This is a genomic window from Hymenobacter ruricola (assembly GCF_015694525.1).
Lineage (GTDB): Bacteria > Bacteroidota > Bacteroidia > Cytophagales > Hymenobacteraceae > Hymenobacter > Hymenobacter ruricola.
Genome location: NZ_JADQDM010000012.1, coordinates 29,114 through 53,259 on the forward strand (window position 1 = coordinate 29,114; position 24,146 = coordinate 53,259).

Sequence of the window (24,146 nt, forward strand, 5' to 3'; positions counted from 1 at the left end):
ACTTCTGTTCTACCTGGTTATGGTTTTTTCACCCACCCCAAAAACCATAATTCCATGTCACCCATCATATTGTACTGTATACTGACCGCAGTGGTCGCCCTTGTGGCGGGCATTGTGGTGGGTAGGCAGCTGGCCGGCAAAGCCCGGCTGGACCACGAGGGCGAGGCGCAGGCCCGCGCTCAGCAAATCCTTCGCGAGGCCGAGGAGAAAGGCAACCGCCTTCGCGACGAAAAAATCAAGCAGGCCGACGAGCGGCTGGAGCAGTCGAAGAACAAGTTCAAGACGCTGCGCAACGAGTTTGACCAGGAAAGCAAGCGCCTCAAAGCCGAGCTCGACGGCGAGCTGACCCAGCGCCGCCAGGGCGTGTTGGAGCAGGAACAAAGCATCAAGCTCCTCACCGAAACCACGCAGCGCCAGCTCGAACAGCTGCAGAAAAAGGAAGCCGACCTGGAGCGCCAGCGCGAGAAAAACCAAACCGACACCCAGCAGTTGCGCGACAAGCTGGAAGCCCAGGCCGAAAAGCGCCGCCTCGACCACGAAGAGCAAATGGCCGAGCTGGAAGCCAAGCAGCGCGAAGCCGACGAGCAGCTGCACACCGTGCAGCGCCAGCTCGAAACCATTGCCAACTTAACGGCCGCCGAAGCCCGCGAGCAGTTGGTGGAAAGCCTCAAGAACGAAGCTCAGATTCAGGCCAGCTCCTACGTGAAGGACACCGTGGCCCAGGCCAAGCTCACGGCCACCAAGGATGCCAAGAAGATTGTGCTGGAAACCATTCAGCGCACCGCCTCGGAGCACGCCATTGAAAACTGCGTGTCGATTTTCAACATTGAAAGCGACGACGTGAAGGGCAAAATTATTGGCCGCGAGGGCCGGAACATCCGCGCGCTAGAAGCCGCGACGGGCGTCGAAATCATTGTGGATGACACGCCGGAGGCCATCATTATTTCGGGCTTCGACCCGGTGCGCCGCGAAATTGCCCGCCTCTCCTTGCACTTGCTGGTGAAGGACGGCCGCATTCACCCGGCCCGCGTGGAGGAGATTGTGGCCAAAACCCGCAAGAATATTGAAGAGGAAATCGTTGAGATTGGTGAGAAAACCATTATCGACCTCGGCATTCACGGTCTGCACCCGGAACTGATTAAGATGGTGGGCCGGATGCGTTTCCGCTCGTCTTACGGCCAGAACCTGCTGCAACACTCGCGCGAAGTGGCCAACCTCTGTGCCACTATGGCCGCCGAGATGGGCCTCGATGTGAAGAAAGCCAAGCGCGCCGGCCTGCTCCACGACATCGGCAAGGTGAGCACCGAGGAGCCGGAGTTGCCCCACGCCATCCTGGGCATGGAAATGGCCAAGAAGTGGAAAGAGCACCCCGATGTGGTAAACGCCATCGGAGCTCACCACGACGAGATTGAGATGACGGCCATGATTTCGCCGCTCGTGCAGGCCTGCGATGCCATTTCGGGCTCGCGCCCCGGCGCCCGCCGCGAGATGATGGAGAGCTACATCAAGCGTCTGAAGCAGCTGGAGGAAACCGCTAACGGCTTCAAGGGCGTGAACCAGTGCTTCGCCATTCAAGCCGGCCGCGAGCTGCGCGTGATGGTGGACGCCGAGAACGTGACCGACGAGCGCGCCGCCGAGCTGAGCTTCGAGATTTCGCAGAAAATCGAGAAGGAGATGCAGTACCCCGGCCAGATTAAAATCACCGTAATCCGGGAGATGCGCGCCGTGGCGTATGCCAAGTAAGCAGTAGCGCCCGCTCTGCTGGCTGAGAATTAAAAGCCCCCGTAGCCGAAGCTGTGGGGGCTTTTTTATGCCTAACTTCCTGCTCCCTTTCGCCACCAATCTGCGCATTCTGCCCGACGATGAACCAACGGTTACTAATCCTCTTGGGTATCGGCCTTATCCTGTTGCTGCCCAGCTGCGTGGTGTACATGCCCATCCAATGCGCCGCCCCGCAGATTACCGACAAAAAGCAGGGTGAAGTCACACTCAGTACCTACCTCAATGGCCGGGCCGACATAGCGGGCACCTACTCGCCGGTGCGACACCTGCTGGTGCGGGCGGCCTTCAGCAACCTGCGCGACAATTCCAAAGACAGCACCTACTACCGAGGGCACCAATACGACCTCGGCCTGGGCACTTACTGGCAGCCGCACCCCCGCCTGCTGGTGGGCGCGCTGGGTGGCTTCGGCCAGGCCCAGAGCATGGCGGGCTTCTCCCGGGCGGGCTTTTTCTTTCCTTCCACCCGCTACGAGTACGATGCCCGCTACAACAAGGTGTATGGCGAGGCCTACGGGACCTTCCAGGCCAGCAACGCGGTGTCCTTGGGGCTGGCCTATCGGGTCACGCAGGTTAATTTCACCACCCTCACCAACCGCGGCACACCCGTAGACTTGCGTGGCATGACCCGCGGCGAGCCCATGGTGTACTTTCGGGTGCGGCTGGGCGATGGCCCGCCCGAAAGCCGCCCCGTGCAGCTGCAGGCGGCCTGGGGCTCGTCGTCCACGTTCGGCTATTATGAAAATGCCACCTACGCCGAAGGGGTGCGCGACCTGAAGCAAACCCGCGGCTACACCACTATTGGCATCACCCTTTTTCCGCATTGCCTGTTCGGCAAGGCCGCTTCCGCGCCCGAAGGCCGCTGAGCGACCGATTTTTGCGCGCGCCTGGCTTTCTGCCCCATTTCTGCTTCCGAAATTGCTTTTCTGTATGACCTTTCGCTCCTGCCTGGGCCTGGCCGGCGTGGCCGTGCTGGCCGCCTGCGCCGCCCAGCGCAACCCCTACACCGCCACCAACAGGTCGTATAAAACCCAGGTGAAGGCCTACGCCAAGGCCCTGCGCGCCACGCCCGTGCCCACGCCCGGCGCCGACAGCCTGCTGCAAGGCGCCTACTGGGTGGGCACCACCAATTTCAACCTGCGCAAGCCCAACTACGTCATCATCCACCACACGGCGCAGGATTCCACGGCCCAGACGCTCAAGACCTTCACGCTGCCGCGCACGCAGGTGAGCGCGCACTACGTCATCGGGCGCGACGGGCGGGTGTTTCACATGCTGAACGACTACCTGCGGGCCTGGCACGGCGGCGCGGCCAAGTGGGGCAACACCACAGACATCAATTCCTCCTCCATCGGCATCGAGTTGGACAACAACGGCACCGAGCCGTTTTCGGAGCCACAGATTGCCAGCCTGTTGCGCGTGCTGGCGGGCCTGAAAAAGGCCTATGGCATTCCCACCGCCAATTTCGTGGGACACGCCGACATCGCGCCCACCCGCAAGAACGACCCCAGCGCCCTGTTCCCGTGGAAGCGGCTGGCTGACAACGGCTTCGGCCTGTGGTACGACCCCGGCCCGCTGCCCAGCCCGTTTAGCGCCGATAGCGCCGCGGCCCTGGCCAGTCGCCTGCTGGCGCCCGCTCCGCCCCTGCCGGCCGACGCCGCGCCCGTTTCTGCCCCGCCCCTGCCGACCGATACGAGCAAAGTCGACGCCCAGCTGGCGCGCCTCAATGGTCCAATTACGGTTTTCAACCCCAAAGATGCGCTACGCATTATTGGCTACGACACCAGGGACTTGCCGGCGGCCATTCGGGCGTTTAAGCTGCATTTCATTCAGCAAAACGTGGGCGGGCCGCTGACGGAGGCCGACAACCGGATTCTCTACAACCTGTATAAGAAGTGCCTGTAACCGGCCCTAGCCGCTATATTTAGCGAATAGCGGGGCCCGGCTGTTGCCACAGCGCGGGCCGTCCGGTTTAAAAGTATTGTATGCCAGAAGTTTCCCAGCGCGGGCAGGCCATGCCCGTTTCGCCGTTTCGCAAGTTGCTGCCGTTTGCCGAAGCCGCCCGCCAGCAGGGCAAAATTGTCTATCCCCTCAACATCGGCCAGCCCGACGTGCTGACGCCGCCCGAAATGCTGGCCGCCGTGCGCGCCGCCGACATTCAGGTGCTGGGCTACGCGCCCGGCGCGGGCACCGACAGCTACCGCCGCAAGCTGGAAGCTTATTACCAGCGCGCCGGCATTCCGGCCCGGTTCCAGGACATCATGGTGACCACGGCGGGCAGCGAGGCCATTCACTTTGCCATGCTCACCTGCCTGAATCCCGGCGATGAAATCATCATTGCCGAGCCGTTTTATGGCACCTACACCGCCTTTGCCATCGCGGCGGGCGTGCGCATCGTGCCCGTCACGGCCCGTATTGAGGACGGCTTTGCCCTGCCGCCGCTGGCCGAATTTGAGGCCGTGATTACGGAACGCACCCGCGCCGTCCTGGTTTGTAATCCCAGCAACCCGACGGGCTACGTGTACCGCCGCGATGAGCTGGAAGCCCTGCTAAGCCTGTGCCAGCAGCACGATTTATTTCTGATTTCGGACGAAGCCTACCGCGAATATTGCTACGACGGCGCCCAAGCCACCAGCGCCCTGAGCCTGACCGGCGGCGAGCGGCACGTGGTGATGGTCGACACCATTTCGAAGCGCTACAGCGCCTGCGGGGCCCGCGTGGGCGCGCTCGTCACGCGCAACGCCGACGTGTGGCAGGCGGCGTTCCACTTTGGCCAGATGCGGGTGTGCCCGCCGGTGCTGGAGATGCTGGCCGCCGAGGCCGCCGCCGACCTGCCCGCGTCCTACTTCGACGGCACCCGCGCCGAGTACCAGGCCCGGCGCGACCTCACCGTGGCCCGCCTGCGCGCCATGCCCGGCGTGACCTGCCCGGTGCCGGGCGGCGCTTTCTACGTGGTGGCCCGCCTGCCCGTCGACGATGCCCAGCAGTTCGGCCAATGGTTGCTGGAAGAATTTACCTACCACAACCAGACACTGATGCTCTCGCCCGCCAACGGCTTCTACCACACGCCGGGCCTGGGCCGGCAGGAAGTGCGCCTGGCTTACGTCATCAACCAAACCGACTTGGCCGCCGCCCTCACTTGCCTGGAAAACGCCCTGCTGGTGTACCCTGGCCGCAGCGAACCCGTGCCCACGGCCAACGTAGAAGCCGTCTCCATCTGACTCACTGACCACCAATGAATCCCAGCATTGCCCCTGCCGTCAAAGCGCCCACCAAAGACTACCGCGGCACGCTGCGGTTCTGGCACTGGGCCAACGCCTTGCTCATCAGCCTGCAGTTGATGACCATTCTGTTTCAGAAGGTGATTGTCAAATCCAAATCGGCGGTAACGGAGCTGCAATCATCGGGCAAAGACGTTTCGGTGCCGCAGGCCCGTGAGCTGGCCCACATCATCAGCGAGCGAATTTGGGCCTGGCACGTCTATTTCGGCTGGACGCTGGTGGCGCTCTGGGTGTTCCGGCTGGGCCTGCAGCTCACGGGGCCGTCGGAGATGCGCTTCTCGGCGCGGCTGCTGGAAATTCTGCGCCGCTACCGCCTGGCGCCTCCCGCCGACAAAAGCAAGGCCGGCAAGATTCTGTTTGCCAAAACCACCTACGCGCTGTTTTACCTCTTCATCACCATCATGGTCGCCACGGGCTTGATTCTGGTATTCGAAGATGTGTCCTGGCTGCGCGGCATCCATCACCTGGCGGAGGAAACGCACAACGTGACGATGTATCTCATCATCGGCTTCATTCTCATTCACGTGGCGGGCGTGGTGTGGGCTGAAATGAAAGAAGACCACGGGCTGATTTCGCGCATGGTAGGCGGCGAGGCGCCGACGGCTAAGCTCTAACTGCTCGCCTGTCATTGCGAGCGCAGCGTGGCAATCCGTCCTCTCAGCGCGACTAGCCTTGAGGTGTTAGAAAGCCTTTGTCAACGCAAAAGCCCCGACACAATGCAGTGTCGGGGCTTTCTGGTAAAAGAGAGGGTTGGGGATTTATAGGACGGATTGCCGCGTTTCGCTGCGCTCCACTCGCAATGACGGCCGTTTGGTTCTAATATTTACTGCCCGCTGCCCACGGGCTTCTGCTCCAGCTTCTGCATGGGGCTGCTGGTGCGTGTGGTTTGCTGCTGCATGGGGTTGGGCGGGGTTTGGAACTGCTGCTGGAACAGCTCGAAGCGCGAGGCCGCGGGCTGGCGCGGGAAGGCGTTGTTGCTCAAGTCCGTATCGGCCGTTTGCTGGAAGGGGTCCAGGACGAAGCTGATGACCGGCTTCTTGGTCACGATGATTTTCGTGACCTGGGCGTTGTTTTTGCGCCAGATTTCGGCCGGAATGGTCTGGATTTCCTGCGAGTTATCGGCGTAGGTCATTTGCAGCACCACCGGCATCACCAGGCCGCCCACGTTGCGCAAACTCAGCTCGTAGAAATTCTGCGAGTCGCCGAGGCGCTGGCGCTGCTCTTCCGAGAGCGTGCCGAGGTAGGCGGTGTAGCGCTGCTGGTCGGCGGGGGTCACGGCCAGCGGGTCGTAGCTGTTGTAGAAATCCTTCAGCTCGGGCTTCTCGTCCACCAGCGTTTGGGGGATGTCGGTGGCGTTGCGCTGCGCGGTAATGGACTGCGGCGCGGCGGCGCGCTGCTGCTGCAGGCGGGCGTTTTCCACTTGCGGGTTTTTGGTGCTCACGTTGTAGCTCTTCACCGATTCCAGGGCGAGGTCGGTGTGGTCGGTGGTGTAGAACCAGCCGCGCCAGAACCAGTCGAGGTCCACCGCCGAGGCGTCTTCCATGGTGCGGAAGAAGTCGGCCGGCGTGGGGTGCTTGTAGGCCCAGCGCTGGGCGTAGGTTTTGAAGGCATAGTCAAACAGCTCGCGGCCCATCACCGTTTCGCGCAGGATGTTGAGGGCCGTGGCGGGCTTGCCGTAGGCGTTGTTGCCGAACTGCAGCACCGATTCCGAGTTGGTCATAATCGGGGTTTGCAGGCTCTTATCCGTAGCCATATAAGCGGCAATGTTGCGCGGCTCGCCGCGGCGGCTGGGGTAGTTGCGCTCCCACTCCTGCTCGGTGAGGAACTGCACGAAGGAGTTCAGGCCCTCGTCCATCCAGGTCCACTGCCGCTCGTCGGAGTTCACAATCATCGGGAAGAAGTTGTGGCCCACTTCGTGGATAATTACCGAAATCATCCCGTATTTCCGCTCGGCCGAATAAGTGCCGTCCTTCTCGGGCCGGCCGCCGTTGAAGCAAATCATGGGGTACTCCATGCCGCCGATGGCGCCGTGCACCGAAATGGCGACCGGGTAGGCGTAGGGAATGGTGTATTTCGAGTAGGTTTTGATGGTGTGGGCCACCACCTGCGTCGAGTACTGGCCCCACAGCGGGTTGCCCTCTTTGGGGTAGTAGCTCATGCACAGCACGGGCTTGCCGCTCTGCGTGATTTGCATGGCATCCCAAATAAACTTGCGCGAGCTGCACCAGGCGAAGTCGCGCACGTTTTTGGCCACGTAGCTCCAGGTTTTGGTGCCCGTAGCGCGGTTGCCTTCGGCCTTCACGGCTTCGTCCTGGGTCACGATGACCACCGGCTTCTTGGCGTTGCGGGCCTGCTCCAGGCGCTTCAGCTGGGTGGCGCTCATTACCTGGGCGGCGTTTTGGAGTGTGCCAGTGGCGCCCACCACGTGGTCGGCCGGCGCGGTGATGCTCACCTTGTAGTCGCCGAAGGGCAGCGTGAATTCACCGTTGCCAAGGAACTGCTTGTGCTGCCAGCCCTGGTTGTCGGAATACACGGCCATGCGGGGGTAGAACTGCGCCATCTCGTAGAGGTAGTTCTTGTCGGCGGGGAAGTACTCGTAGCCGCAGCGGCCGCCCTTGGTGGCGTCGTTGATGTTGTAGTGCCACTTCACGCTGAACGACACCGCTTGGTGGGGCCGCAGCGGCGCGGGCAGGTCCACGCGCATCATAGTGTGGTTCGTGACGGTGTGCAGGGCTTTGCCGTCTTTGCCGGTCACGCTTTCAATCCGGAAACCGCCATCAAAGTCATCCACCAACGTTTCGAGGGTGCGGAAGGGCACTTTGTCGCTCAGCGAGTTCACCTCGGTGGCCGTGGTCATCGAGTTTTTGTCCCAGATGTTCTGGTCGAGCTGCACCCAGAGGTAGGGCAGCACGTCGGGCGAGAGGTTGGTGTAGGTGATGGTTTCGCGGCCGGTGAGGGCCTGCTTGGCATCATCCAGCGTCACCTTGATGTCGTAGTCGGCGCGCTGCTGCCAGTAGTCGGCGCCGGGCGCGCCGCTGGCGGTGCGGTAGCTGTTGGGGGTCGGCAGCATCGTTTCGAGCTGCGCGAATTTGTCAGTGCCGGAGTTGGTGGTTTGTGCGGCGGCGGGCAATAAGCCCGTCAGCGCCAGCCCCAGGACGGCCAATAGAAAACGACGCATAAAAAAAGCAGGATGGAAAAAAGTCAGATGGAAAATGGCGACCGGTAAGGTCGCTTAAAGTTACGGCAAGGTTGCGGGCCTGTGCCCCCGGCGCCGGCCGTGGGGTGCAGAATCCGGACGCGACGCCGGAATGTTCCGGTGCCATGCTTGCGCCCGTCGGCGGCATACCGGAATGTTCCGGGGTCGTGGTTGCCGGCGTTGAGGGCATACCGGAATGTTCCAGGGTAGTGGTTGCGGGCGTTGAGGGCACTCCGCCCTCCCCCCGTGCCATGCCAACGGCCGCAACCAGAGCACCGGAATGTTACGGGGTGCCCCCGACGGGCGTTGGGGGCACCCCGCGGAAATGCGGAAGGCCGCCCCCGTCTCCCGGCCGCTACGGCCACAGCTGCTGCACCAGCAGCACCGTGGCAATGCCCAGGGCCGCGCCGCTGGTGGTGAGCAGCCAGTCGCGCCGGGCCACGCGCAGGCTGCCCAGCAGCAGCGCGCCCAGCAATAAAATGATGCTCACAATGAGAACCTGGCCCAGCTCCACGCCCACATTGAAGGCAAACAATTCTTCCACCGGCCGGCTATTTGCGCCGAGCAAGGCCCGCAAATAGCTGGAAAACCCCAGCCCGTGCACCAGCCCAAAAACCAGGGCCAGCGCATTGGGCGCGGCCGCAAACATGGGAGCCCGCCGCGTGATGAGCCGGCCGGCTCCGCGCATGTTCAGCAGGGCCGTCACCATGATGGTGACCGGAATCAGGGCTTCAATCACGGCGGGCTTGAAGCTGACCACGCCCAGCGTGGCCAGCGCCAGCGTGAGCGAGTGCCCCACCGTGAAGCTCGTGACCAGGGCCAGCACCCGCCGCCAGTCGCTGAGCACGTAGGGCGCGCACAGCGCCAGCAGGAACGTGAGGTGGTCGGCCGCCCGCGGCGTGCAGATGTGCAGGAAACCCAGTTGCAGATAAGTCTGAAAAACGGACATGTCACAAAGCTACGGCAACTGAAAACGCCCCGCGTGGCCCGCCACCACACGTCTGCTAAAGACAAAAAAAGCCCTGGCCAGCACGGCCAGGGCTTTTTCAACATGCCACCAAAGTGGCGGCAGCTTATTGTTTCACCACGCGGCGCGTGTCAAGGCCGCCTTCGGTTTTCACGCGCAGGATGTACACGCCCGCGGCCAGCTGCGTCAGGTCGAGGGCCTGCGCGGCGGTGCCGGTAGTGGCGGGCACGGTGGCCGAGAACACCACCTGGCCCAGCGCGTTCAGCACGGTCAGCTCGGCGGCGTGGCGGTAGCCGGTCAGCTCCACGGTGAGGCGGCCGTCGTGCGTCGGGTTCGGGAACACGCTCAGCGAGGTGCCGGCCAGCGGCTTCACGCTGGAAGTCACCACCAAAGCGTTAGAAGGCAGCGAGACGCAGCCGTTGGCGTTAGTGGTAGTCACCGTGTAGGAACCCAGCTGGGCGGGCAGGCCGGTGAGCACCAGGGTCTGGCCCGTGGCACCGGGCACCAGGGTGCCGCCCAGGTAGAACTGGTTGCCCGTGGCCGCGCTCGAGGTGAGCGTGGTGGTTGTGCCGTTGTAGGTAGCGGTGATGGTCGGCGTGGCCGGGCGCGGGTTCACCGTTACAGTAACGGTGGCCGTGGCCGAGCAGCCGCCGGCCGTGGTGGCCGTCAGCGTATACGTTTGGGTGATGGGCGCGCCGGTGGTGTTGGGCAGCGTCACGGTGGGCTGAGCCGCCGTGGCGCTGCTCAGGCCCGTGGCCGGCGCCCAGGCGTAGGTGGTGCCCGTCAGGGCCGCGGTGCCGAGCGTGGCCGTGGCGCCGCCGCAGATGGTCACGCTGGGGCCCGCATTGGCAATAGCGGCCGGCGCCACCGTCACCGTGGTCGTGGCCGTCACGGCCGCACAGCCACCCGCAGCGGCCACCGTGTTGGTCACGGTGTATGTGCCGGGTGTCGAAGTGGCCAGCGTGATAGCGCCGGTCGTGGCGTTAATGGTCAGGCCCGTGGTCGAGCTAAACGTGCCCGCCGTAGCACCCGTGCCCAGCGTGGACGTGAGCAGCGTGGCCGAGCCCACGCAGCCCGTGGCCGTGGCGTAGCTGAACGCAGCCACCGGCGCGGCCGTGATGGTCACGGTCGTGGTAGCCGTCACGGCCGCGCAGCCGCCTGCAGCGGCCACCGTGTTGGTTACGGTGTAAGTGCCGGGCGTCGAAGTCGAGAGCGTGATGGCGCCCGTCGTGGCGTTAAGTGTCAGGCCCGTGGTCGAAGTGAACGTGCCCGCCGTGCTGGTAGCCGGTACCACGGCCGTCGGGTTGGTGCCCGAGACGCAGTAAGTGGCGCTGCCATAAGAGAAAGCCGCCACCGGGGCCGCCGTGATGGTTACCATAGCCGTGGCCGACGAGGGGCAGGTGCCGCCCACGCTGTAGGTCACGGTGTAAGTGCCGGGCGTCGAGCTGGCGAGGGTGATGGCGCCCGTCGTGGCGCTAATGCTCAGGCCCGTGGTCGAAGTGAACGTGCCACCGGCCGTGCCCGTCACGGTGGCGGTCGGATTGGTGCCGCTCACGCAGAAGGAACTGCCGCTGTAGGCAAACGTGGCCGTGGTGGCCGGGTTCACCGTCACCGTCGTGGCCGTCGAGGTGGCCGAGCAACCGCTGGCGTTGGTCACCACCACGGTGTAGGAGCCGGCGGCCGTGGCCGTGAACGTGTTCGTGGCCGAAGCCGCGCCCAGGCTGGTGGCGCCGTTGAAGAACTGGTAGGTATTGCCCGCCCCGGCTGGCGCCGTGAGCACCACCGAGCCGCCCGCGCAGAATGTGGTCGGCGTGGTGGTGGCCAGGGTGGCGGTGGGGGCCGGATTCACGGTCACGGTCACGGGCGTGGAATTCACCTGGCGGCCGTCTGCTGTCAGGATAACGGCGCGGTAGGTGGTGGTCGCCGTCAGGTTGGTAAAGGTGAGCGTAGCCGTGTTGTTGATGGGCGATACCGGCGTAAAGCCGCTGCCGTTGTCAAACTCATAGGTCACGATGGTGCCCACGTTGCCCGCCAGGGTGAGGGTGCCCGTGTTGGCACCGGCGCACACCGGCGTCGTAACCGAGCTGGTCAGCACGCCGCCTTCGGTGTTGGCAATAACAAAGAAATCGTTGCCGGGCGTCAGGTCCAGGGTCGATACCAGGCCCGTGGTGGGCGTGGTGGCTGCCGCGCCGCCAATGGAGGCGTAGGCGCCGGCCGCCGCGGGGGCCTGGGCCACCACGGCCGTGGCCGCGTTGCCCACCACGTCATCGGCGCCGTAGCTGAGCTGCACGCGGGCCGTGGCCGGCAGGCTGGCCGTGTTCTGGAGGCGCACGTAGCGCGCGGGGTTCAGGTTGGTGACGGGCGAAACGCCCGTGCCGCCGGTGGCCCCGTTGATAACCGTCGCCGTGAAGGTCTGGTCGGTGCTGGCGGTGATGCCCGTCACCACCACCGGGCGGAAACCGGCCGCGTCGCCCACCGCAAACAGGCGCGATACCGCCGTGGCGCTGTTCACCGTGATGCCAAACGGCCCTTTCACATAGGCCGTTGCCGAGCCCGCCGGCATCACCGTGGTGGCGCTGCCGCTGATGAGCCGGTTGCCCGCCGACGTGGTCACGATGCCCCCCAGCAAGCCAACGGAACTGACCGTGGCGGAAGGGCCCACCACGGTCAGGTCGCCGCCGGCCACCGTGATGCCCTGCGGGTTGCTGAAATCAGCATAGTACACCGAGCGCGAAGCCGGCACCTCCACGCCCGTGGTGCGCGGCGCCAGTTCGGGGTTGTAAATCAAGTACAGCCCGCTGGTCGACACATCGAACGTGGGTGCCACGTCGAAGGAGCCAGCCGAAGACGTGGGATTGGCAAGGCCAAAAGACACCACAGCCAGCGCCGTGCTGCTGCTTTGCACCGTCAGGTTGTTGGCACTGATGACGTTGCCGCGGAACATGGCCACGTTGCGCGTGGTGATGGGCTGGCCCACCGTCACGCCCGTGCCGGCGTTCTGAAAGGTTATTTGCACTAATGGGCTGGTCACGGTGCCCGTGCCGCCAATGCTTTGCGCCGTCGTGCCCTGGAAGTAAAGACGGCTGCCGGTAGTCGTGCCCGTCAGGGTGCCGTTGTTGGTGATGGTCGCGCCCAGTTGCAGCAGGAGGAATCCGTTCAGGTTCAATGTGGTGCCGGGGGCAATCAGCACCGTGCCAAAGAGATTGGTCTGGCCTGCGAGCAGTGCGATTTTGGGGTTCGTAGTGTTGTCGATAGCCAGGTTGGGCATGTTGCCCCGCACCCGGAAGTCGAAGTTGGTGGCCGTGGCGGCGGTGCCAACGTTCACGGTGCCACCGGTGTAGGTATAGGTACCCGCCACGTAGTAGTCGAGCGGCGTGGTGGCCGTGCTGCGCTGCACCAGATTGATATTGCCCCCCGAAATAGTGGTGGCGCCGTTCACGCCAAACGAAGGCGTGCCGGAGGTGTTGCCCACGGTGCTCACGTTGAGGGTGCCCGCGCTCAGCGTGAACGTCATCGTGCCCGTCACCTGCGTGGCGCTGGTGAAGTTGGTGAAGCGTCCCACCGTGGTGAGCGTGCCACCTTCCTGGGTGTACACCGCGTTGGCGCCGAAATTGATGGAGTTGCCGATGCTGACGCCCACGTTGTAAGTGCCCGCCGAAATGCGTAGCAAGCCGTTCACCGTGGGCGAGCCCGTTTGGGCGGCCACCGTGAAGTTGGGGTTGTTCAGCCAGAAGCCGCCGGTGGCGGGCACCACGTAGGATGCCGCGTTGATGAAAACGCGGTTGTTGGCCGTGTTGGTGCCCGAGATTTTAAACGTCCCGGTCATGTCGTCCACCGTGTTGGTGGTGATGCGCGTGGAGAGGAAGCCGGTCGTGGTAGTGGCGCTGCCCTGCACCGTGAAGGAGGGCAGGCTCATTTCTACCACGTCGGCCCGCACGCTCTTGGCCAGCGACACGGTTTGCAAATCGGTGGTGCCGGTGCCGGTGAAGGCCGCGTTGCCGGCGCCGGTAAAGCGCAAATCCGAGCCAATGGTGCTGCTGGCGCTCAGGTCCAGGGTGCCGTTGTTGGTCACGTTGCCGGCCACTTGCAGCGAGTAGGCCGTGGTGGCCGAGGTGAGCAGCGAGCCGGTGGCCGCCACCGTGAGCGAGGCGCAGCTGGCCGCCACGTCCAGCGTGACGGTGGCACCGCCCACAATAGTCACGTCGTCGGTAGCCGTGGGCACCACGCCGCCCACCCAGGTGGCGGGGGCGCTCCAGTTGCCGCCCGTGGCCGTGGAGCTAATGGTGGCCAGGCCCTTGTGGGCTGCCGCGCTTTTGCTCAGCGTCACCGGGGCCGGAGCCGCCGAAAGCGGCCGGGCCACCGCATCGGCTGCGGCCGGCCGCGTCAGAAGGCGGTTTTGGGCCTGCGCCCCGAGGGTTAGGAAGCCAAGAGCGGCCGCCAGAAAGGGCCGCCAGGAGCGGCCCGCCGATAAAATTTGCCGCTCAGCAGATGAGTCCGGCGCCGTACCGGCAGAGAGTAAGGAGTGTTTCATGAAAATGAATTGGAGGAAAATGGAATCGAGAACAAACGATTGTGGACGGCGCTAGCCTATTTGGCAAGTGGCACCGACAAGAAAAGGCAAGCAGAAAGGGCCGGAATGCTCGCGCAATGAAGAGCACCCAATTAAAATATTGTACAATACAGGGTGTGTCGCCCGGTAAAGATGGTGCTTTTTTTGGACTTTGCCGCTTTTCCTCCCCGCTATAGTAACGTTGGCAATGTCAATGAAGTCATTGCGCACGGGGAAGAAGTCCACGCGGTGTTTTATCGTGTTGCCGGGAATACTGCCCCTCGGCCTAGCTGCAGGTGCCAGCGCAGGGCACACGGGCAGCGGCAGTGCCGGTTGCGCTCACTCCTGGCCACGGGCACCGCGGCTACGACCGGCAATAGCCCGGATTTAGTCGCGCCGCAGAATGTATGTCACGCATTGCTGGTCGCTCACGCCCCCGGTGGTGGCGCTCACGATGCGGTAGCCGTTGGTGTAGAGCCGGTCGACCACCCGCTGCAGCTGCTCAATGTCGCGCAGCTGGTCTTTTTTGCCGTAGGGCCCCACTGTGATTTCGGTTTCGGTGTGGCCTTCGCCGTAGCAGATGTAGATTTTGTTGGCCGGGCTTTCATAAGCGCGCAGCACCACGGTTTTGCTGGGTGCGGCGGCGGGGGTTTGGGCGCACGCCGGCCGGGACAGGGCCAAAGCGCAGGCCGTGACGGCGAGCAGGTGCAGGGTCGTTTTCATGCGCTGAAATAACACCCAAACGCCGGCACGCCCGAACCACAGCCGTGCAGCATCGATTAACGGGCATTATCCCTCGGCCAAAAGGGGCAAACGTGCCTTCACCGTTTGGTACCCAGGTTTTTCTCCGCCCCGCCGTGGCGGCCGCGGCCGGGGTAGCGAGGGTTTCTTGCAGTTCTTGGTCAGGGCCACCGCTGCACCGCCCCAGCCTCTCAAAAATTAAAGTCTTTAGGTTCGCCCAACAATTTGCGCCCCTTCAAAATGGCCTTGTTGTACCAGGGCGCCGTGCTGTGCGGCTCGTCTTCCGAGGCGGGCTGCGCAATGCCCCATTCCTGGCGCTGGCAGTAAGCCTCGTAGGCCTGCGGCAAGCTGGCTAGCAGCTTCTGCTTACGAAAAGCGTAGCTGGCTTCGCGCAGGGCCTGCCGCCAGTCGTCGCCGGCGGCAATGGGCACGGGCTCGTCGATGTCCTTCAAAAAATCCAGCACGCGCTCCAGCTCTTCGTCTTCCCAGGTGCTGGGCGGGTTGGCGGTTTCGTAGGAGGTGCGCTGCCGGTTGAGGGCGGCCGACTCGAACTGCTGGGCAAACACCCCCAGCAGCCGCTGGGTTTCGTCGTAGGGGATGTAGGCCGGGCGTGGGTCAGGCGGGGCGCTGGGGGCCGGCGTCGGCTCGGCCTCGCGCTTGGCTTTGTTGTGCGCGCGCCAGGCGTCGAGGTAATGCTTTTCTTTTTGCCCGCGCAGGTCGGGCAGGTGCAGCAGGCGGTCGTGGCCGGTGCGCTGGTTATGGAAGGCGTACCATTCCGATACACTACCGAAAAAGTAGGCCGAGTCACGGGCCTCTTCTTCGGCCTCGGCATGTAGCTGGGCCTTCACGTCGTCGTACCGCTGCCAGATGTGGTCGCGGTCGTGCAGTTCCTCCTCGTAATCGGCCTGCTGCACCCAGTCCAGGTACATCGCCAGCTCGGCGGGCGTGATGGGAGGAATCACCGTGCAGTGTTCGATGAGGCCGCCCAGGGTGTCGAAGTCGGCGCTGGTGTTCACGCCCGGCACGCTCACCAGTTCGGCCCGCCACTCGCACTGCAGGTCGAATAGTTTTTTCTGCTGAATGTCCCACAGCCGGATGTAAGCCTCTTCTTCAAACTGCGTCAGATTCCCGGCCAGGTGCCGCTCGTAGAAATCGCCGTACTGCGTCCACAGGTGGCGTTTGCTTACGTAGTCGCGCACGAATTGCTCGCGCACCTGAGGCTGATACGGCGCGAAAAACGCGTCGTAGCGCGGGTTGCTCATCAGGTCCTCGGCCACTTGCGCATCCACCAGGGCCTGCTGCTGGTGCTTGTCGGCCTGTTGCTGGTGGTAGTCGTGGTAGGGTTTCTTGGCCGGCTCTTCGCTGGCCGGTTGCTCGGGGGTTTCGTCGTCTGCCATCTTGGGGGAAAGGGTCGTGAGTAGATGGCACAAGGTAACGGGTTGCCAGCGCATTGCCAATGAGCTTTTTCAACTCCCCCACCCCGCCGCCGGGGCCGCCGCGGCTCGGGTAGCGGGAGTTACACAGCTAGTATCTGCTGCGCCTCACTCGGACTAATAACCAGCAATTCTCCAGCCTTAAATCCTTTGAGGTCGCCGGTAACAATAGCAACCAAGTTCGGTACGCTCAACGCAGCGAAGTATTGCATGGCATCTTCCACATCAGCAAACTCCGAATTCAGCGCAGCTTGTACCACCCGCTCATCAACGGCTACTACATGTACCAAACGCGCCAGCTTGCGCAACGCCTCCCGGGCCGATTGCGCTCCGAACTGTTTCCGCAAGGTGTAGAAAGCGTGGCTGAAACTCAGGCTTGCAACATGCAGCGTGGCCCGGCCTTCGTAGGCGGCCTGAAACAAGGCGGCTGCAGCGGCACCGTTCGGCTCGCGCCGCCCCAGGTAGTCGAACACAACGTTGGTATCCAGAAAGAAATGGCGCATCACGAAGCCGACTCGTCGCGCTGCGTCTTGTAGTCAAAATCGGCCGGCAGCGACAGGATGCCATACAGTTCGGCCACGGCCGGAGCCAGCGGTTGGGTTGCCGCCGGCTTGGCCACCACCTGGCGCAGGTACTCCTCCACCAGCGCGGCCAGGCTGCGGCCCTGCTGCCGGGCGTACTGCTCGGCCTGCTGCGTCACTTCGTCGCTCAACTCAAGGGTAATGGACATGGCCGGAAGGAGGTTGGGGTGAGGTAAAGATAACGCTGACTACTTGCGGGTGGTTTCCAGTCCCCAGCCCCGCCGCCGGGGCCGCCGCGGCCGGGGTAGCGGAAGGTTCTCGCGGATGGTGCGCTACTGGCTACAGTTCACCTCTAGGTAATTCCTCCAGCATCCTCGCCACCGTTTCGCCCAATGGGTCAATCAGCTTCTGCAACACGACCCATACAAACTCAAAATCGGTATCGAAATAATGGTGCGTAAGTTTATCGCGCATCCGGGCGATGTTGCGCCATTGGATTTCCGGGTATGCCTCCCGCCACTCGGTCGGCAGGTTTTTGGTGGCCTCGCCGATGATTTCAATGCTTTTGACAATGGCGCGGCTCATCACCTCATCGGCCACCAGCGCCACCAGGTCGGGCAGTTTTGCCCGGCAGCGCTGCAGGAAAAGGACTTCGTCGCGGATGTGCATCAGCCGCTCAAGCGGCAGCGGGGAGGACATATTCCGTCGTCTTTAAAATGTGCGGCCCAATGTATTTCGACAGTCCTGGCCGCGTCAGCAGTTCCACCTCCCGGCCAAGCAATTCTTCCAGAAAGTCAATCACCGCAAAAAACCCTTCAAACGTCTTGCGCCCTTCCTGAAAATCCACCAGCAAGTCCACGTCGCTCGTCGGCCCAGCTTCGTCGCGCACAAACGACCCGAACAAGCCCAACTGGGCCACGCCCAGCGCCCGTAGCTGCTCGCGCTGCCCTTGCAGACGGGCGATAACTTCAGCTTTGGTGCGAACGGGCTCCATAAAACAGGTTACGGGACTAGATATGCACAAGATACGGCAATTGTAGAGCTTCTCTCCCCCGCCCCGCCGCCGTGACTGCCGCGGCCAGGGGTAGCGAAAGTTTCTCGCGGACGTCCCCAAGAGAGTCAGCAGCCTTATGTAGCGGCTCGCACCATTTTGTAGGCCTTTGGCGTTAACTTGCTTTAGCATCAGCCGTCTTACTGCCATGTCTCCCACTGCTCCCATTCAGCCTACTAAACTCAATAGTTTACAAATTAGCCTCCTCCGCCTTTTCGAGCGCGGCATGAGCGACGAGGAGGTTCTGGAAATCCGGGAGTTACTGGTGGCCCACATGTCGAAGAAATTACTGGCGGAAGTAGAGCGCGTGAATGAAGAGCGCGGCTATACTGCCGCCGACGTCGAGGCCATGCTGAACGACCCGTCCTGATGCAGCGCTTGGTCGTAGACACCAATTGCTTATTGGCATCCATTAACCCACGCGGCGCCTATTTTCAGCTTTACGAACTCTTCATTGCGAAGGCGTTCGAATGGGTCATCAGCAACGAAATACTGACGGAGTATGAGGAGCAGGTTACGCGCCGCTACTCAGCCAGTACGGCGCAGCAAGTGCACGAAGTACTCATCACGGCCCCAAACACCTACTTACAGGAAGCCTATTACAAATGGCAGCTGATTGAAGCCGACCCGGACGACAACAAATTCGTGGACGTGGCCATTGCCGCAAACGCCGATTATCTGGTCACCAACGACCGTCACTTTGAGGTGCTCAAGCAACTGGAGTTTCCACGGGTGCCCGTCGTCAGCTTGCAGGAGTTTCTGCGCAGCTTTCAGTAACCTGCTTTCAAAATAAAAAAGCCCCGCCAGCATATTGCTAGCGGGACTTTTTTAGTCACTACTCCCACCCCGCCGCCATGGCCGCCGCGGCCGGGGTAGCAACAGATTCTCGCAAACGGCCTCTAGTTGAACTCGTCCAGGTAGCCCAGCTCGCGGCGCTTGGCGGCGCGGGCCTTGGGGTCGCGGTACTGGGCGTCGAGCAGGCTGAGCATGGCTTGCAGCACCTCCAGCACGTAGGCGTGCAGGGGCTCGCGGTCGGCAATGGCTTTGGTGACGCCCTGGGCGGCTTGGGTGGCCTGGCCGGTGGCCGTGGCGTACTGGTCGCGCAGGGGCTGCCAGAAGGCGGTGCCGTAGTCGCGGGCACCGAGGCCGGTGGCGGCGAGGGCATCCAGCAGCTTGTCGAGGGCTTTGAGGCGCTCGCCCTGGTCGGCGGGCAGGATGTAGCTGTCGCGGTACGTCACGATGCCGAATTGGGCGTAGTGCTCCTTGGCGCGGGCCTTGGTGAACTTCTCGGCCAGGTAGCCCTTCACGTAGTTCAGGCCGTCTTCCATCTTCGCGTCGAGGGCGCGCAGGTCGCCCGTCACCTGGGGCCGCAGCTGGCCGGCGGTTTCGCGGGCCGTCACGGCCGCCTCGAAGGCTACGGCTTTCGGCCCGTACTCGGCCGCCGTGGTCCAGAGGAACACCAGCTCGGGGGTGGCGGGCCAGGCGTCTTTCAGGCGCAGGGCCAGGTCGGCCTGCCCGCGCAGGTCGGTGGGGATGGTTGGGGTGGGCGTCGGGGTGTTCGGGGTCGGGGTGGGTTCCATCGGGGAAGGGGTTAGGGGAAGACTACGGCCGTGAAAGTAGCAGAAATTCCGGCATTTACGCGCGCCGGGCCTGGGTGCCGCCTAGGTAGGCCCTAAATCTGCTTTTAGGCCTTACCTGGTTCCTAGGTAGGGCCTAAATTTCCTTTTAGCAGCTACCTAGGAGTTAGGTAGGCCTCCAACGTGCTTTGGGAGCTTACCTAGCTCCTAGGTAGGGCTCCAACGTGCTTTTGGGGCTTACTGTAGGAACTGGGAAGCTGGGAAACGTGAATGGGGAGGTTGGGTGGGCATTATTCCAGACTGCCCCGCCGCCGTGGCCGCCGCGGCCAAGGTAGCGAGGGTTTTTATAGGCATGCAGCACAAATCATCAATTACCCACGCGCCGCAGCAGATTAATAGCCATCAAGTAGGGCATGATGAATGGAATTGCGGGAATGGAAACGGCAAAGCTGGCTATTGCCAGCGGCCCGGGCGCGGAAGCAGGCAGTGCGCCCACCACGCAGCCCACCACGCTCAGCACCATGTACACCGTGCACGCCGCAGGCCTCAACATTCCGGTCCGCTTTAAAGAAGCGGCAAAAGCCGCTGTAGCCAGATAGAGAAGCGCGACTTCCACGATGCTTATTGACTCAAACAACGCCCTGACGGGCTGGTACCAGTCCGGCCTGGCTGCAGAAGCGGAGGTGGTGAATAAGCGGTACGATTCGGTCAAATAGCTTCCCCAAAAAGCCATATTGACGATAAAAAGCGGAATAGCAATAATTACCGCCGTGCCGCCTAGGACTGAATAGAGGTGTTCGCCCTGCGCTTTTAGATATTCTTTTAGCAGCATAAACCCGCAGGCCGCTAGTATTCCGACAATTATTAAAATGTAATACCGTGCCTGCTGTTCGGTGGCCGTTGCCACCCATTCGGCAGCATTGGCGGGCAAGGGCCCCATGCCCGCGAAAATGGATATGAGCACCCACGGCATAATCAGAAACAAGCCAATGGTTGCGATGCGCTTCTTGTCGGCATCCTGTCCCTGAATACGATGCCCGCCGAGCGTCCACGCCGCTAATAACATTAGGCAGGCATGCAGCAGCCAAATGGGCATATAGATTTTATAGTTGCTATGGCCGAGTGCAAATGCAATAACAAGCCCGAGAAATGGAACCAGCATTAGGTAGATTTGGCTGATGCGCCGCGCAGAAAGATTTGCTTGCATAGATGGCTGCCGTTAGCACGGCTTGTGGATGTAAGGTTAAAGCCCGCGTAGAAAAGCAAGTTATATAGCTAAAATTAATTGTTGTATTACTAAGCCATTATAACACAAAAAAGCCCCGCCGACTTCACGCCAGCGGGGCTTTCACATTCAAAACCAACGGCCATTACACCGCCGGCATCTCCACATTCTCGAACTTCACCGCACCGTCTTCCAGCACGGCTTCCACCACGGCGTCTTTCGACACGCGGCCGGAGAGGATGTCCTTCGACAGCTCGTTGAGAATCACGCGCTGCAGCACGCGCTTGAGCGGGCGGGCGCCGAACTGCGGGTCGAAGCCCTGCTCGCCGAGGAAGTCGAGCACCTCGTCGGTGGCTTCGAGGCTGATGCCGGCTTCGGCCAGGCGCTGCTGGATTTGCTTGAACTGGATGTCGACGATGCGGCGGATTTCCTTGCGCTTGAGGGGCTGGAACATCACGATTTCGTCGATGCGGTTCAGGAACTCGGGGCGCATGTGCTGCTTCAGGCGCTCCACGACTTCCTCGCGGGTGCGGTCCACCACTTCGTCGTGGTTGTACTCGTTCAGCTCCTTGAAGTTCTTCTGGATGATGTCGGCGCCCGTGTTGGAGGTCATGATGATGATGGTGTTCTTGAAGTTCGCCACCCGGCCTTTGTTGTCGGTGAGGCGGCCATCATCGAGCACTTGCAGCAGGATGTTGAACACGTCGGGGTGGGCCTTCTCGATTTCATCGAGCAGGATGACTGAGTAGGGCTTGCGGCGCACGGCCTCGGTGAGCTGGCCGCCTTCGTCGTAGCCCACGTAGCCGGGAGGCGCGCCGATGAGGCGCGAGGTGGCGTGGCGCTCCTGGTACTCGCTCATGTCGATGCGCACCATGGCGTTTTCGTCGTTGAACAGGTACTCAGCCAGGGCCTTGGCCAGCTCGGTTTTGCCCACGCCGGTGGTGCCCAGGAAAATAAACGAGCCGATGGGCCGCTTGGGGTCTTGCAGGCCGGCGCGGGAGCGGCGCACGGCGTCGGAGATGGCCGCAATGGCTTCGGACTGGCCGGCTACGCGCTTGCCCAGCTCGGCTTCGAGGTTGAGCAGCTTCTCGCGGTCCGACTGCAGCATTTTGCTCACCGGGATGCCGGTCCACTTGGCCACCACTTCGGCGATGTCCTCGGAGGTGACGACTTCCTGCAGCATCGAACCGCCGTCTTTGTTGGCGTTGGCCTGGTCCTGCAGCTGCTTCAGCTTCTGCTCGGCTTCCTGGATTTTGCCGTAGCGCAGCTCGGCCACGCGGCCGTAGTCGCCCTGGCGTTCGGCCTGCTCGGCTTCGACCTTGAAGCGTTCGATGGCTTCTTTCTGCTCCTGGATGCCGGTGAGGACGCCTTTTTCGCTTTCCCAGCGGGCTTTGAGGCTGTCGCGCTTCTCGCCCAGCTCGGCCAGCTCCTTGCTGAGCACGGTTTCGCGGTCCTTGTTGTCTTCGCGGCGGATGGCTTCGCGCTCAATTTCGAGCTGCATGATGCGGCGCTGCACCTCGTCGAGCTCCACGGGCATGGAGTTCAGCTCGATGCGGAGCTTGGCGGCGGCTTCGTCCATGAGGTCGATGGCCTTGTCGGGCAGGAACCGGTCGGTGATGTAGCGCGAGCTCAGCTCGACGGCCGCAATCACGGCGTCGTCGGTGATGCGCACGCCGTGGTGCAGCTCGTACTTCTCCTTGATGCCGCGCATGATGCTGATGGCGTCTTCCTGCGAGGGCTCGTCGACCATCACGGCCTGGAAGCGGCGCTCCAGGGCCTTGTCTTTCTCGATGTACTTCTGGTATTCCTTGAGCGTGGTGGCCCCGATGGCGTGCAGCTCGCCGCGCGCCAGGGCGGGCTTGAGCAGGTTGGCGGCGTCCATGGCGCCCTCGCCCCCGCCGCCGGCCCCGATGAGGGTGTGCATCTCGTCAATGAAGAGCACAATCTGGCCGTCGGAGTCGGTCACTTCTTTGATGACGGCCTTGAGGCGCTCCTCAAACTCGCCCTTGTACTTGGCGCCGGCCACGAGCAGGCCCATGTCGAGGCTCATGATGGTTTTGTCGCGCAGGTTTTCGGGCACGTCGCCGGCCACGATGCGCTGGGCCAGGCCCTCCACGATGGCGGTTTTGCCCACGCCGGGCTCGCCGAGCAGCACGGGGTTGTTTTTGGTGCGGCGCGAGAGGATTTGCAGCACGCGGCGGATTTCCTCGTCGCGGCCAATCACGGGGTCCATCTTGCCGGTGCGCACCTGCTCGTTGAGGTTGCGGGCGTAGCGGTTCAGGCTCTGGTACTGGTCTTCGGCGCTGGGGCTCGTGACTTTGCGGCCCCCGCGCAGCTCCTTGATGGCGGCTTTGAGGTCTTTCTCGTTGAAGCCCGTGTCTTTGAGCAGGGTGGCCACGGCGTCTTTGCCGCCCAGGATGCCGAGCAGCAGGTGCTCGACGGACACGAATTCGTCGCCCATGTCCTTCATGGCGGCATTGGCGCGCTGCACGGCGGCGGCGGCCTCGTTGGCGAAGTAGGGCGAGCCGCCGCTCACTTTGGGGTAGGCGGCCACGAGGGCGTCGAGGCGCGGGGTGAGGATGTTGAGGTTCGCCCCGAGCTTGCTGGCGAGAAACGAGAAGACGCTCTCGTCGCTCTGGAAGAGGCCCTTCAGCAGGTGGCCCGTTTCGACGGCCTGCTGCTGGTTGCCTCCGGCAATTTCGGTGGCCTTCTGCACGGCCTCCTGCGCCTTGATGGTGAAGTTTTTAAAGTCCATTTTGCTTAGTCTCGGTTAGGTGCTTCGGGTTAGGAAGTTTGTACGAGGTGACTAGCAAACGGGGTGCGAGGATGGATTTTCGGACTTTTTGGCGGGAAAAGATACTAGTTCATGGAACAGAATGCGTCAATCTGTCTTTTTGTTTTCGCTCCTTTTTAAGTAACCTTTCAAGCTTGGCAATTTGCCTGCCATAGGAATTTCGTCACTATGGGAAATAAATACACGCTTATTAGGTGAATTAGATATTTTCAATTCAGTCATTATTGCCCCAATCAAATCACGGCTTTGCACAACTGCTCGTAGTATTCGTTCTGTTACTGCAATTGTTTTTCCAGTTGAACCATCAACTGAAGCTCTGCTTAAATCGTCTTCGGTAATTTGCTGCATTAATACCAAGTTCCTTCTCAGCAGCAGTATTGGCTCCTCTACCCTTGCTATTTGTGCAGATAAACCTGCATCTTCCTTAGCTGTATCTACTAATCCTGCTATTAGTCTCTGTTGATTACGAGTGAGCGTTAAAAGCTCCTCCAATATTTCAGAATCCTTTCCTGTCTTAGTTTCTTCCTTAATATCTGGCTCATCTTTTACAACAATTTTAGCTAACTCTTCTTCGAGATTAGGCCACCATATTTCAAATGTTTTCGCCAATTGCGCGGGTGGAATTTGGTCATCTGTGCTATTGACATTATTAATTGTCTCTAATAGCCTAAAGGTGTCTTCTTTATTAGAAGCTGTTGTTTGAAATTGAAGTAATGGCCCTTTCAAATCCGAGGGTTTTAATCGAAAAAGGAAAGGAACTACGTGTGCGCTTTCTATGGCCTTTGATAGAGCGCCAGCTTCAAAATTCAACCAAGGAGCGGAGAGGTTGTCTTTAGTGACACACAGGATGCCGAAGCTAGTTTCTTGTAACTCTTTTGCGATATCAGCAGACCATCTTGTTCCTTTTTTGATATCTTCTGATGACACGTAAGGCTTTACAGATTGTATTACGCAAGGCAACCACTCTCTTAACGTCGTAGCAACTTTTTGACTCACTGAGCCTGACCAGCTTAAAAATATTTTCATTGCATC

Annotated in this window: 20 protein-coding genes; 7 read left to right on the forward strand and 13 right to left on the reverse strand. The window is 61.8% G+C overall.

The features are described 5' to 3' along the window. Nucleotides 1-54: 54 nt before the first annotated feature. The 5 genes from rny (at nucleotide 55) to I2H31_RS18580 (ending at nucleotide 5,674) form a co-directional block, all read left to right on the forward strand. Entirely contained in the window at nucleotides 55-1,743 is a 1,689-nt protein-coding gene (rny, locus tag I2H31_RS18560; RefSeq protein WP_196294556.1) for a ribonuclease Y, read from the forward strand. Between the two features lie 119 nt (nucleotides 1,744-1,862). Continuing rightward, on the forward strand, nucleotides 1,863-2,645 hold the full coding sequence (locus I2H31_RS18565; RefSeq protein ID WP_196294557.1) for a hypothetical protein: 783 nt from the start codon (nucleotides 1,863-1,865) through the stop codon (nucleotides 2,643-2,645). A 64-nt stretch (nucleotides 2,646-2,709) separates the two neighbouring features. Next, nucleotides 2,710-3,684 (forward strand): N-acetylmuramoyl-L-alanine amidase, encoded by a 975-nt coding sequence (locus I2H31_RS18570; RefSeq protein ID WP_196294558.1) that lies wholly within the window; start codon nucleotides 2,710-2,712, stop codon nucleotides 3,682-3,684. Between the two features lie 80 nt (nucleotides 3,685-3,764). Continuing rightward, nucleotides 3,765-5,000, forward strand: coding sequence for a pyridoxal phosphate-dependent aminotransferase (locus tag I2H31_RS18575; protein WP_196294559.1), 1,236 nt, complete (start codon nucleotides 3,765-3,767; stop codon nucleotides 4,998-5,000). Between the two features lie 14 nt (nucleotides 5,001-5,014). Then, nucleotides 5,015-5,674 carry a cytochrome b/b6 domain-containing protein gene (locus I2H31_RS18580; protein ID WP_196294560.1) on the forward strand — a complete coding sequence of 220 codons (660 nt, stop codon included), beginning with the start codon at nucleotides 5,015-5,017 and terminating at the stop codon, nucleotides 5,672-5,674. A gap of 209 nt (nucleotides 5,675-5,883) precedes the next feature. Here I2H31_RS18580 and I2H31_RS18585 read toward each other — a convergent pair whose 3' ends face one another. The 9 genes from I2H31_RS18585 to I2H31_RS18625 all read right to left on the reverse strand — a co-directional run bounded on the left by I2H31_RS18585 (nucleotide 5,884) and on the right by I2H31_RS18625 (nucleotide 17,461). After that, nucleotides 5,884-8,238: a M1 family metallopeptidase gene (locus I2H31_RS18585; RefSeq protein WP_196294561.1), complete on the reverse strand. Its 2,355-nt coding sequence runs from the start codon at nucleotides 8,236-8,238 to the stop codon at nucleotides 5,884-5,886. A 373-nt stretch (nucleotides 8,239-8,611) separates the two neighbouring features. Next, complete coding sequence (locus I2H31_RS18590; RefSeq protein WP_196294562.1) at nucleotides 8,612-9,205, reverse strand: HupE/UreJ family protein; 594 nt, start codon at nucleotides 9,203-9,205, stop codon at nucleotides 8,612-8,614. Nucleotides 9,206-9,329: 124 nt separating this feature from the next. After that, nucleotides 9,330-13,754 carry a beta strand repeat-containing protein gene (locus tag I2H31_RS18595; protein ID WP_196294563.1) on the reverse strand — a complete coding sequence of 1,475 codons (4,425 nt, stop codon included), beginning with the start codon at nucleotides 13,752-13,754 and terminating at the stop codon, nucleotides 9,330-9,332. 405 nt (nucleotides 13,755-14,159) lie between these two features. Continuing rightward, on the reverse strand, nucleotides 14,160-14,495 hold the full coding sequence (locus I2H31_RS18600) for a hypothetical protein (protein ID WP_196294564.1): 336 nt from the start codon (nucleotides 14,493-14,495) through the stop codon (nucleotides 14,160-14,162). A gap of 209 nt (nucleotides 14,496-14,704) precedes the next feature. Next, the gene (locus I2H31_RS18605; RefSeq protein ID WP_196294565.1) at nucleotides 14,705-15,910 is read right to left on the reverse strand and encodes a hypothetical protein; all 1,206 of its coding nucleotides are present in this window, start codon (nucleotides 15,908-15,910) and stop codon (nucleotides 14,705-14,707) included. 119 nt (nucleotides 15,911-16,029) lie between these two features. Further along, nucleotides 16,030-16,449 (reverse strand): type II toxin-antitoxin system VapC family toxin, encoded by a 420-nt coding sequence (locus I2H31_RS18610; RefSeq protein WP_196294566.1) that lies wholly within the window; start codon nucleotides 16,447-16,449, stop codon nucleotides 16,030-16,032. Further along, nucleotides 16,449-16,676 (reverse strand): DUF6364 family protein, encoded by a 228-nt coding sequence (locus I2H31_RS18615; protein WP_196294567.1) that lies wholly within the window; start codon nucleotides 16,674-16,676, stop codon nucleotides 16,449-16,451. Before I2H31_RS18615 ends, I2H31_RS18610 begins: the two co-directional genes overlap by 1 nt. Nucleotides 16,677-16,806: 130 nt before the next feature. After that, the gene (locus I2H31_RS18620) at nucleotides 16,807-17,166 is read right to left on the reverse strand and encodes a HepT-like ribonuclease domain-containing protein (RefSeq protein ID WP_196294568.1); all 360 of its coding nucleotides are present in this window, start codon (nucleotides 17,164-17,166) and stop codon (nucleotides 16,807-16,809) included. After that, complete coding sequence (locus I2H31_RS18625; RefSeq protein WP_196294569.1) at nucleotides 17,144-17,461, reverse strand: nucleotidyltransferase family protein; 318 nt, start codon at nucleotides 17,459-17,461, stop codon at nucleotides 17,144-17,146. Before I2H31_RS18625 ends, I2H31_RS18620 begins: the two co-directional genes overlap by 23 nt. Nucleotides 17,462-17,666: 205 nt before the next feature. Here I2H31_RS18625 and I2H31_RS18630 point away from each other — a divergent pair, with 205 nt between their 5' ends. Further along, nucleotides 17,667-17,888: a hypothetical protein gene (locus I2H31_RS18630; protein WP_196294570.1), complete on the forward strand. Its 222-nt coding sequence runs from the start codon at nucleotides 17,667-17,669 to the stop codon at nucleotides 17,886-17,888. After that, nucleotides 17,888-18,295, forward strand: coding sequence for a putative toxin-antitoxin system toxin component, PIN family (locus tag I2H31_RS18635; protein ID WP_196294571.1), 408 nt, complete (start codon nucleotides 17,888-17,890; stop codon nucleotides 18,293-18,295). Before I2H31_RS18630 ends, I2H31_RS18635 begins: the two co-directional genes overlap by 1 nt. Nucleotides 18,296-18,417: 122 nt before the next feature. Here I2H31_RS18635 and I2H31_RS18640 read toward each other — a convergent pair whose 3' ends face one another. From I2H31_RS18640 to I2H31_RS18655, 4 genes are all read right to left on the reverse strand, one after another. After that, nucleotides 18,418-19,098, reverse strand: coding sequence for a hypothetical protein (locus I2H31_RS18640; protein ID WP_196294572.1), 681 nt, complete (start codon nucleotides 19,096-19,098; stop codon nucleotides 18,418-18,420). 364 nt (nucleotides 19,099-19,462) lie between these two features. Then, nucleotides 19,463-20,302, reverse strand: coding sequence for a hypothetical protein (locus tag I2H31_RS18645; protein WP_196294573.1), 840 nt, complete (start codon nucleotides 20,300-20,302; stop codon nucleotides 19,463-19,465). A gap of 163 nt (nucleotides 20,303-20,465) precedes the next feature. Next, nucleotides 20,466-23,075 (reverse strand): ATP-dependent chaperone ClpB, encoded by a 2,610-nt coding sequence (gene clpB / locus I2H31_RS18650; RefSeq protein WP_196294574.1) that lies wholly within the window; start codon nucleotides 23,073-23,075, stop codon nucleotides 20,466-20,468. 126 nt (nucleotides 23,076-23,201) lie between these two features. Then, a complete protein-coding gene (locus tag I2H31_RS18655) occupies nucleotides 23,202-24,140 on the reverse strand; it encodes a TIR domain-containing protein (RefSeq protein WP_196294575.1) in 939 nt (312 codons plus the stop codon). Between the last annotated feature and the right edge of the window lie 6 nt (nucleotides 24,141-24,146).

Excerpts from the sequence above, each read along its gene's own strand:
- rny (WP_196294556.1), top strand. The coding sequence starts at position 55 with ATGTCACCCATCATATTGTACTGTATACTGACCGCAGTGGTCGCCCTT.
- I2H31_RS18565 (WP_196294557.1), top strand. The coding sequence starts at position 1,863 with ATGAACCAACGGTTACTAATCCTCTTGGGTATCGGCCTTATCCTGTTG.
- I2H31_RS18570 (WP_196294558.1), top strand. The coding sequence starts at position 2,710 with ATGACCTTTCGCTCCTGCCTGGGCCTGGCCGGCGTGGCCGTGCTGGCC.
- I2H31_RS18575 (WP_196294559.1), top strand. The coding sequence starts at position 3,765 with ATGCCAGAAGTTTCCCAGCGCGGGCAGGCCATGCCCGTTTCGCCGTTT.
- I2H31_RS18580 (WP_196294560.1), top strand. The coding sequence starts at position 5,015 with ATGAATCCCAGCATTGCCCCTGCCGTCAAAGCGCCCACCAAAGACTAC.
- I2H31_RS18585 (WP_196294561.1), bottom strand. The coding sequence starts at position 8,238 with ATGCGTCGTTTTCTATTGGCCGTCCTGGGGCTGGCGCTGACGGGCTTA.
- I2H31_RS18590 (WP_196294562.1), bottom strand. The coding sequence starts at position 9,205 with ATGTCCGTTTTTCAGACTTATCTGCAACTGGGTTTCCTGCACATCTGC.
- I2H31_RS18595 (WP_196294563.1), bottom strand. The coding sequence starts at position 13,754 with ATGAAACACTCCTTACTCTCTGCCGGTACGGCGCCGGACTCATCTGCT.
- I2H31_RS18600 (WP_196294564.1), bottom strand. The coding sequence starts at position 14,495 with ATGAAAACGACCCTGCACCTGCTCGCCGTCACGGCCTGCGCTTTGGCC.
- I2H31_RS18605 (WP_196294565.1), bottom strand. The coding sequence starts at position 15,910 with ATGGCAGACGACGAAACCCCCGAGCAACCGGCCAGCGAAGAGCCGGCC.
- I2H31_RS18610 (WP_196294566.1), bottom strand. The coding sequence starts at position 16,449 with ATGCGCCATTTCTTTCTGGATACCAACGTTGTGTTCGACTACCTGGGG.
- I2H31_RS18615 (WP_196294567.1), bottom strand. The coding sequence starts at position 16,676 with ATGTCCATTACCCTTGAGTTGAGCGACGAAGTGACGCAGCAGGCCGAG.
- I2H31_RS18620 (WP_196294568.1), bottom strand. The coding sequence starts at position 17,166 with ATGTCCTCCCCGCTGCCGCTTGAGCGGCTGATGCACATCCGCGACGAA.
- I2H31_RS18625 (WP_196294569.1), bottom strand. The coding sequence starts at position 17,461 with ATGGAGCCCGTTCGCACCAAAGCTGAAGTTATCGCCCGTCTGCAAGGG.
- I2H31_RS18630 (WP_196294570.1), top strand. The coding sequence starts at position 17,667 with ATGTCTCCCACTGCTCCCATTCAGCCTACTAAACTCAATAGTTTACAA.
- I2H31_RS18635 (WP_196294571.1), top strand. The coding sequence starts at position 17,888 with ATGCAGCGCTTGGTCGTAGACACCAATTGCTTATTGGCATCCATTAAC.
- I2H31_RS18640 (WP_196294572.1), bottom strand. The coding sequence starts at position 19,098 with ATGGAACCCACCCCGACCCCGAACACCCCGACGCCCACCCCAACCATC.
- I2H31_RS18645 (WP_196294573.1), bottom strand. The coding sequence starts at position 20,302 with ATGCAAGCAAATCTTTCTGCGCGGCGCATCAGCCAAATCTACCTAATG.
- clpB (WP_196294574.1), bottom strand. The coding sequence starts at position 23,075 with ATGGACTTTAAAAACTTCACCATCAAGGCGCAGGAGGCCGTGCAGAAG.
- I2H31_RS18655 (WP_196294575.1), bottom strand. The coding sequence starts at position 24,140 with ATGAAAATATTTTTAAGCTGGTCAGGCTCAGTGAGTCAAAAAGTTGCT.